This is a genomic window from Cellulomonas algicola (genome assembly GCF_003851725.1).
GTDB classification, from domain to species: Bacteria; Actinomycetota; Actinomycetes; order Actinomycetales; family Cellulomonadaceae; genus Cellulomonas; species Cellulomonas algicola.
Genome location: NZ_BHYL01000469.1, coordinates 1 through 2,590, shown reverse-complemented (window position 1 = coordinate 2,590; position 2,590 = coordinate 1). Strand labels below are relative to the sequence as shown.

The 2,590-nt window shown below is 77.5% G+C and carries 2 protein-coding genes; both read right to left on the bottom strand.

Going from position 1 to position 2,590, the window contains the following annotated elements; genetic code table 11:
• Nucleotides 1-181, bottom strand: a 181-nt coding sequence (locus CTKZ_RS20900; protein ID WP_200829868.1) for a hypothetical protein, incomplete at its 3' end; no start/stop codon positions are given.
• Nucleotides 178-2,590: class III lanthionine synthetase LanKC N-terminal domain-containing protein (locus tag CTKZ_RS21855; RefSeq protein WP_200829867.1), on the bottom strand; the 2,413-nt coding region annotated here is incomplete at its 5' end. The genes CTKZ_RS20900 and CTKZ_RS21855, both read right to left, overlap by 4 nt.

The following is a 2,590-nucleotide window of genomic DNA, read 5'->3' as shown; positions in this document are numbered from 1 at the left end:
CGAGGACGCCGCGCAGCGGCGCGGAGACCCCGGCCGCGGCCGCGTCGTCGCGCACCCAGGCCCGCGCACGGTCGCGCCACGCGTCGACGTCGGCGAGCCACGCCGCGGCGTCCGCCTCGCGCGCCGTCCGGTCGAGGACCGCGGGAGGCACGGGCGGGAACGCGGGGGTCGTCGTCGTCACCGCTCCTCGTCCCTGTCCTCGGCCGGGACCGGTCGGACCGGCACCGGCACGGACCGCGCCGGGGTGGCCCAGATGTTCTCGATCCACGGCGGGCAGATCTGGCCGCGCTGGTCCGCCACCTCGAGGCCCGTCGCCGGGTCGGTCACGGTGCCCTTGGTGAAGCCGCCGTACCGGCTGTAGACGACCCCCGAGCCGCCGACGGGCGCCTCACCGGCGACCGCGGGACCCGAACCGCGACCTGCGAGGACGCTGTCGAGCGTGGACACGATCGCGCGGGCCTGCGCGGGGGTGTCCGGGTAGATCGTGATGAACTTACCCTGCTGGCCACCGCCCATCGAGGCCAGCTGCTCGGGCGACCCGACCACCTTGTGGTTGACGCCCATGCGGCGCAGGACGGGCAGGACGGCCTCCGCGGTCGCGGCCGCGGACTCGGGGGTCGCGCTCACGTGCAGCTTCCAGCCCTCGGGCGGGATCTCGTGGCTGAGCCAGTCCATGAAGATGCGGTCGGCGTGGTACCCGTCCTCGGTCCGGCCGAACCGGACGGGCTCCGCCGGCTGCGTCGGGGGCACGGGCTCGGGCTCGGGCGTGCGGGGACGGTTCCACCACTCCTTGACGGCCTTCGCGCCGCGTCCGACCAGCCCGGCGAGCTCGCCCGCGACCGACCGCGCACCCGCGACGGCCCGCGCACCGGCACCCATCGCGCCGAAGCCGGGCACCGAGCCGACGGGCTGCGTGAAGGTGCCGCCGGGCGGGCCCTTGATCGCCGAGCGCGCCCCGAAGATCAGGCCGACGAGCGTGACGGCGCCGAGGATCCCGCGCTCGGTGCGGTCGGCCACGTTGATCTCGGCGCCCGTGACGATGTCGTGCCCGCCGATGCCCTCGTAGATGCCCGTGACGCCCACGGTGTCGGCGAGCGCGACGAGGACCGCGGTGACGGGCCGCCCCTGCAGCTCGCGCTGGCCCAGCCGGTGCACGAGCGCGAGCACGAGCGACGCCGTGAGCAGCAGCGCGCCCGCGATCATGACGGCGGTCCACGCGGTGAGGATCACGCCGAACGCGGCGGCGATCGCGGCGACGACGAGCGCGACCACGACGAGCACGACGAGGCCGACCGCGAGCTTCCAGACGGCGCGTCCCAGGCCCGCCCAGAACCCCTCGTCGACCTGCTCGGCCGCCTCGTGCGCCCGGGTGTTGACGTCGTCCGTCTTGGGCTTCACGGCTTCCTCGACCGCGCGGTCCGTCGCCTCGCGGGTCGCCCGCTGGTTCTCGCCACCCATGCGCGTGAGCTCGGCGCGCGCGTCGGCGCACGTCCGGTCGGCCTCCGCGAGCAGCCCGTCGACCAGGCGCCGCTGCCGGCCGCGCAGCTCCTCGAGCGACCGCGCCGACTCCTCCTGCCGGGCCGCGAGCGTCGCGTCGGTCGCCGCCGTGAACCCGTCGGCGACCTGCGCGAACCGTGCGTCGACCGCCTGCGCGGCCGCGCCCGCAGCCGCCGCGAACGCCTGCACGGTCGCGTCGAACCGCCCGCCCGCGGACCCGGCCGCGGCCGCCATGCCTGAACGCCCTGCGGTCTCGACCGCGTCGCCCTGCGTCGTGGCCGCCGCGACCTGCTCCCGTACGCCGGGCAGGAACGGCGCCGCCTGCTGCGCCAGGACCGTCGTCGTCTCCGTCGCGCCGTGGTCGATCTCCTGGTCGAGCGCACGGCCCGACGCGGCGAGCTCGTCGTCGGCCGCCGCGGCGTCCGCGTCGAGCGTCCTGGTCAGCCTGGCGCCGACACCCGTGAGCTCGCGCCGGGTCGCGTCACCGGCCGCGGTCACCGCCGCCACGTCCGCCTCCAGGCGCCGGTCGACCGCCGCGAGGCCGCCCGTGAGCCCCTCCTGCGCGCGCTCCTCCGCCTCACGCCCGCTGCGCTCGAGCTCCGTGACGAGCGACGTCTCGGCCTCGCTCAGCTGTCCGGTGACCGTCGCGACGTACGTCCGGACGCGCTCGACGTGCTCGGCGGCCTTGGACGCGAGCTCGGGGCGCAGCCCCGCCTTCTTCGCCCGGATGTCGGCGGCGCTCTCCCGGCCGACCCGGCGGGCGGCCTCGCGCTGCTCGGGACCGGGGTCGTCCGGATCCCGGTACCGGGACGCCTCGCGCTCGCCCGCCTGCTCGCAGTCGACCGCCGCCGACTCCATGGCCGCGACGCCGCGGGCCGCCTCGGCGTCGACCGCCGCCTGCGCGCGCGCCACCTCCGCCTCGACCGCCTGCGTCAGCGCCGTGCGCCGCGTCGTGAACCCCTGACGGGCCTCCGCGACCGACCCCGCGGTCGCCTGCCGGACCGCCGCGACGTCCGCCGCGACGCCCTCACGCACCGCCGCCCGGGCCTGCGCGGCCTGCGTCGTGAGCCGGGCGCGGGCCGCCGTCGTGCGC